This is a genomic window from Plantactinospora alkalitolerans (assembly GCF_015690345.1).
GTDB lineage: Bacteria > Actinomycetota > Actinomycetes > Mycobacteriales > Micromonosporaceae > Plantactinospora > Plantactinospora alkalitolerans.
The window spans coordinates 1-6,075 of sequence record NZ_JADPUN010000376.1 but is presented as its reverse complement, the minus strand read 5'-3'; the positions used below and the strand labels follow the sequence as shown (position 1 = coordinate 6,075).

The window sequence follows — 6,075 nt, the reverse complement described above, 5'->3', positions numbered from 1 at the left end:
CCCTGCCGTCGGTGCTGGTCTCGGTGGTGCCGATCTACGCATCCCCGGCCGTCTTCCTCGCCATCGCCTTCGCGCTCTACCAGGTGGCGGTCGCCGAGCCGCTCCGCCGGTCGATCCCGGCCCTGCTCCTGGTGCTGGTCGGCGCGCTGCTGGTGGCGTTGCCCCAGTCGACTTCAGGGGCGGAGGACGCCCCCGGGCTTGGCTTCGCAGGTCTGGTACTCGGCGCGGCGTGGGCTCTCGGCCGGGTGGTCCGGGAGCGCCGGGCGTACGCCGAGCGGATGGCGGCGCAGTCGGCGATCCAGCTCGCCGAGCGGGTGACGACCGAGGAGCGGCTGCGGCTGGCCCGGGAGCTGCACGACATCGTGGCGCACAGCATGAGCGTGATCACGGTCAGGGCGGCGATCGCCAACCATGTCGCCGAATCCCGTCCGCAGGAGCTACGGGAGGCGCTGCGCGACATCGAGGCGACCAGCCGGGGCGCGCTGGCGGAGCTGCGGCGTACCCTGGGCGTGCTCCGGGCCGGCGCGCCGGCCGGGCTGGTCGAGTTCGGACCCGCACCCGGCCTCGCGGACCTGCCCGACCTGCTGGAGTGGGCCACCCGAGCCGGTACGGACGCGCAGTTGACGCTGGACCTGGCCGGTGTGCCGGAGCCGCCGGAGGACGTCGGCCGGTCGGTCTACCGGATCGTCCAGGAGGCGCTGACCAATGCGGTCAAGCACGCCGGCCCGACCCGCTGCCGGGTCACGGTGACCGCGACCGGGTCCGCCGTACGGGTCGAGGTGACCAACGGTCCCGGTCGGCCCGTCCGTCCGGCCGACCCACGGGGGCAGGGGCTGATCGGCATGCGAGAGCGGGTCAACCTGTACGGCGGAACGTTCGCCTCCGGTCCGTTGCCCGACGGCGGCTTCCGGATTTTCGCCGAGCTGCCCTGCCGGCCGACGGACGCGCCGGTCCCGACGCCCGTCGACCGACCCGACGGGTCGTCGCCAGCCGACGGCCCAGCTCAGGTCGCCGAGCTGGCGCCGGCTGCCGGCCCGTCGCCGGGTACCGGCCCGTCATCGGTTGCCGGCCCGTCGCCGGCCGTCGGTCGGTCGGCATCGGGCGAGATCCGGTGAGCGGGCCGGTGACGAATCAGCCCGTCCGGGTGCTCATCGCCGACGACCAGGCGCTACTGCGGGGCAGCTTCCGGGTCCTGGTCGAGACCACACCGGGGCTGACCGTGGTCGGTGAGGCCGGCACCGGCGCGGCGGCGGTGGAGTTGGCCGAACGAGAGCGCCCCGACGTGGTGCTGATGGACGTCCGGATGCCGCAGATGGACGGCATCGAGGCGACCCGGCGGATCGCCGCGTCGCCCGCCGCCGGTCAGGTCCGGGTGCTCATCCTCACCACCTTCGACCTCGACGAGTACGTCTACGCGGCGCTGCGGGCCGGAGCCAGTGGATTCCTGCTCAAGGACGCCCCGCCGGAGGACCTGCTGACGGCGATCCGGGTGGTGGCCGCCGGTGAGGGCCTGCTCGCTCCGACCGTGACCCGTCGGCTGATCGCCGAGTTCGCCCGCCTGCCGGAGCCGGACCGGCCGGTGGCCCGCGAGCTGACCGGGGTGACCGAGCGGGAGCGGGAGGTGCTCGTGCTGATCGGACGCGGCCTGTCCAACGCCGAGATCGCCGATCACCTGCGGCTCAGCCCTGCCACGGTGAAGACGCACGTGGGCCGCCTGCTCGGCAAGCTGAACGCCCGGGACCGGGCCCAGCTGGTGATCGTCGCCTACCGGACCGGGCTGGTCTCGGTGCCGAAGCCCTGACCGCCGGTGCCGGTAGCTGCACCGGCTCAACGACCGTCGAGGTGGACCAGCAGGAGCTGCTCGGGACGGAGCGTCGGCGCCTGGAGTCCGGCGGCGCCGAGGATGCGTCCGGACAGCCGTACCCCGGGCCCGGTGACCCAGGGCGGCGGGGCGGGCAGGACCTTCTCGGCGGCCTCCGGCGCCAGCGCGCGGACCAGGTACCGACGGTCGGGGTCCAGCCCCGGCAGGCGTACCGGACCGGGGTTGGCCGTCGTGCTGGTCGCGGTGGCGACGATCGCCACGATCGCCTCGGTCCGGTCCGGTGCGACCACCCCGTGTACCCACAGGGCCGGATCCGGATGGTCGACCCGGACCACCGTGCCGCTGTGGAGAAGGTCCCGGTGCCGTTTGTAGAGCGTCACCCACCAGGCCAGCTCCCGCTGCTCCTCCGGGGTGGTCGAGGTCAGGTCCCACTCGACCCCGAAGCTGCCGAAGAAGGCGGTGCCGGCCCGGAAGGTGAGGCTGTGGGTCCGGCCGGTGGTGTGGGCCCGGGCGGCGCCGACGTGCGCCCCGATCACCTCCGGCGGGAGCAGCAACTGGGTCCAGCGCTGGATGGACTGCCGTTCCAGGGCGTCGATGCAGTCGCTGCCCCAGATCCGGTCGGTCCGCTCCAGGATTCCGAGGTCGACCCGGCCCCCTCCGGAGGAACACGACTCGATCTGCAGCCGTGGATGGCGTTCCCGCAGCGTGTCGAGCAGGCGGTAGGCCGCCAGGGTCTGCGCGTGCACCCCGGCCCGGCCGGACGGCTGCGTTCCGGCGTCGAGCAGGTCCCGGTTGTGGTCCCACTTCAGGTATGCGATGCCGTACTCCCGGACCAGCGTGTCGAGCCGGTCGAGGACGTGGTGGAAGGCGTCCGGGTGGGTCAGGTCGAGCACCTGCTGCCAGCGGGCCTCGAGGGGCAGCCGTCCGGCGGTGCCGAGCATCCAGTCCGGATGGGCCCGGGCCAGGTCCGAGTCGGTGCTGATCATCTCCGGCTCGACCCAGAGCCCGAACTCCAGGCCCAGCCCGTGTACGTGCGCGACCAACGGATGTAGTCCGTCGGGCCAGACGTCCGGGTCGACGTACCAGTCGCCCAGACCGGCATGGTCGTCGCGACGGCCCCGGAACCAGCCGTCGTCCAGGACGAACCGCTCGGCCCCGATCCGGGCGGCGGCGTCCGCGAGCGCCGTCAGCCGGCCGAGATCGTGGTCGAAGTAGACGGCCTCCCAGGTGTTCACCACGACCGGCCGGGAACGTCGCCTCGACGGCACCGACCGGCGCAGGTGGGCGTGGAAGCGGGCCGACATCTCGTCCAGACCGCGCCCGTACGAGGCGTACACCCAGGGGGTCCGGTAGTGCTCACCCGGTGCCAGCACGATCTCGCCGGGCAGGAGCAGCTCACCGGCGCCGAGCAGCGCGTCGCCCTCGGGCGTCCGTTCGGCGTGGATCCGGTGGTTCCCACTCCAGCCGAGGTGCAGGCCCCAGACCTCGCCGGACCGGAAGCCGAAATCCGCCGTGCCGGCGATCAGCAGCAGGGTGGCGTCCAGGCCCGGTTTGCCCCGGCGACTCTCCCGCGACCGGGTGCCGACGGTGAACGGCTGCCGCTGCGGCGCGCGCTCGCGGCTCCACCGACCCGTCAGGTCGAGCAGTTCGGCCGCCTGTGGGGGCACCGGCAGGCACAGCGCCAGCCCGTCCAGCTGGTACGGGTCCGCGTGGGCCGGGTTGGCGAGATCGGCGCGCAGCCGAACCAGGCCGCCAGGATCGATGTCCACCTCGACGACCAGATCCAGGGCGGCGGCGTCGTCCCGGGCCGTCACGGCGACGCCGGTCGGTACCCCGTCGGACCCGTCCACCATGCGCAGTTCGGTCCGCTGGAACCGGGGCGACCAGTCCCGACCGGACCGGTGGCCGGACAGGCCGGGCATACCGAACCAGGCGTGCGTGTGCTCGGGAAGTACGCCGACCGGTCGCCCGTCGGGCCCGCCGTACCGGACCGGCCGGCGCAGCGCGGTGGCCAGGTCGAGCAGTTCCGGGCCGGTCAGCGCCCCGAGGTCGGCACCCCAGTGCAGCACCACGGGCACCCCGGAGTTGCTGGCGTCCAGCAGCAGACTGACCCCGGCCCGGCGCAGGTGGACCAGGTCGCCGGCGGCGTCCCGGGCCGGTTCGGGATGGCGGGTCTGGCTCGGGACCGTCATGGGGATGCCTCCGGGGCTCGGGGGGTATGTGACGACCTGGCGCGGGTAGCCTGCCTTCGACCGTCGTGCCCCGTCAACGGCCTCCGCGGTACCTGACTTCCGTTCCGGGGAGGGAAACCGGGTACGGCGACAGGGTCGGCATGGTGGACAATCTGCAGCGTGACCGACAGCAACCTTCCCCCCGTCGCGCCCGCCGGCCGGGAGTCCCCGCTCGACGACCTGCGGTGGCGGGGTCTTCTCTTCGACTCCACCGACGCCGCCGAGCTGCAGGAGCATCTGGGCTCCGGTCCGGTGACCTTCTACGTCGGGTTTGACCCCACCGCGCCGAGCCTGCACATCGGCAACCTGCTGCAGATCGTGACCGCCCGCCGGCTACAGCTCGCCGGGCACCGCCCGCTGCTCCTGGTCGGCGGCGCGACCGGTTTGATCGGTGACCCCAACGAGCGGGGCGAGCGGACTCTGAACAGCCCGGAGGTGGTCGCCGGCTGGGTCGACCGGATTCGCGAGCAGCTCGCACCCTTCGTCTCCTACGAGGGGGAGAACGCCGCCCGGCCGGTCAACAACCTGGACTGGACCGGTGTGATGTCCGTGGTCGAGTTCCTCCGCGACGTCGGCAAACATTTCCCGGTCAACCGGATGCTTGCCCGTGAGGTGGTCAAGGCCCGGCTGGACAGCGGAATCAGCTTCACGGAGTTCAGCTACCAGCTGCTCCAGGGCAACGACTTCTTCGAGCTGCACCGGCGGCACGGCTGCACGCTGCAGTTCGGCGGTTCGGACCAGTGGGGGAACATCACCGCCGGGGTCGACTACGTTCGCCGCCGCGGCGCGGGACCGGTGCACGCCTTCGTCACGCCACTTGTCACCAAGGCGGACGGCACCAAGTTCGGCAAGACCGAGGGCGGAGCGGTCTGGCTCGATCCGACGATGACCAGCCCGTACGCCTTCTACCAGTTCTGGGTCAACACCGACGACCGCGACGTGGGCCAGTACCTGCGGTACTTCAGCTTCCGGTCGCACGAGGAGATCGAGGAGCTGGAGAAGGCGACGGCGGAGCGACCGGCGGCCCGGGTCGCCCAGCGGGCGCTCGCGGAGGAACTGACCGCGCTGGTGCACGGCGCGGAGGAGGCCCGGCAGGCGGTGGCGGCGAGTCAGGCGCTGTTCGGCCGGGGCGCCCTCGACGAGCTGGCCCCGGAGACCCTGCAGGCGGCACTGGGGGAGGCCGGCCTCGTCCAGTTGGAGACGTTGCCTCCGGTGGCGCAGATGTTCCGCGAGGCGGGCCTGGTGAGCAGCCTCAACGAGGCACGCCGAGCGATCGGCGAGGGTGGCGCGTACGTCAACAACGAGCGGGTCACCGATCCGGAGGCCGCCGTCGCGGCGGATGCTCTGCTGCACGGCCGGTTCCTGGTACTGCGCCGGGGCAAGCGCACCTTTGCCGGGGTGGAACTGGTGCCCGGTCGATGATGTGACGGGGAATGCCCCCGCTGGATTTGACGTTGCGTCCCCCAGACGCGTAATTTTCTCTCTGTCAGCGGGGGAACGGACGAAACGCGCGAAATGCGCAGAGGCCGGAACCGCAGGCAAGGCTCAGGGTCGGACGGTGGGTGACCACCCGGTCCGATCTGGCGGGCGGGGCGACCTGGATGGCTCGGACAGAGCGATTTGGAGTTGCGGACCTGACCGAGTAGAGTGAACGACTGGCAGTGAGCCGGGCGAGCGCGTGGGTGACTTCACGAGCGGCCGGGCTGCCGGAATCCTGGATCGGGTGGGCCGATTGGCTGCGCCCTGATCAAGGAAATAGTTTGATCGAATGGAACAGATGTCGGCCGGTTGATTCGGTTTGACGATGTGAAAACGGTCAGCTAACGTAATACAAGCGCCCGGCGGAAACGCTGGGGGTGGATGGTGGCCTCGGGTGGTGGGTTTCGGCTCATTGTTCGGTGTGTGTTTGTTCTTTGAGAACTCAACAGGGTGCTTGATAAGCCAGTGCCAAAATGATTGTTTTGGCAGCAAGTGTTTTTATTGTTGCCGGGTTGATTTTCCAAGTTTTTGTTGGAGAGTTTG

Annotated in this window: 4 protein-coding genes; 3 read left to right on the top strand and 1 reads right to left on the bottom strand. The window is 71.3% G+C overall.

Features of this window, described 5'->3' with window-relative positions; translation table 11 throughout:
* Together I0C86_RS38160 and I0C86_RS38155 are read left to right on the top strand one after the other, a co-directional pair.
* Nucleotides 1-1,115: sensor histidine kinase (locus I0C86_RS38160; protein WP_196206186.1), on the top strand; the 1,115-nt coding region annotated here is incomplete at its 5' end.
* 8 nt (nucleotides 1,116-1,123) lie between these two features.
* Nucleotides 1,124-1,801: a response regulator gene (locus tag I0C86_RS38155; RefSeq protein WP_196206185.1), complete on the top strand. Its 678-nt coding sequence runs from the start codon at nucleotides 1,124-1,126 to the stop codon at nucleotides 1,799-1,801.
* Nucleotides 1,802-1,827: 26 nt separating this feature from the next.
* On the opposite strand, the gene I0C86_RS38150 is transcribed toward I0C86_RS38155, so the two are convergent.
* On the bottom strand, nucleotides 1,828-4,014 hold the full coding sequence (locus I0C86_RS38150; RefSeq protein ID WP_196206184.1) for an alpha-galactosidase: 2,187 nt from the start codon (nucleotides 4,012-4,014) through the stop codon (nucleotides 1,828-1,830).
* Between the two features lie 159 nt (nucleotides 4,015-4,173).
* Here I0C86_RS38150 and tyrS point away from each other — a divergent pair, with 159 nt between their 5' ends.
* Nucleotides 4,174-5,475 (top strand): tyrosine--tRNA ligase, encoded by a 1,302-nt coding sequence (gene tyrS, locus I0C86_RS38145; protein ID WP_196206183.1) that lies wholly within the window; start codon nucleotides 4,174-4,176, stop codon nucleotides 5,473-5,475.
* The last annotated feature ends 600 nt before the right edge of the window (nucleotides 5,476-6,075 follow it).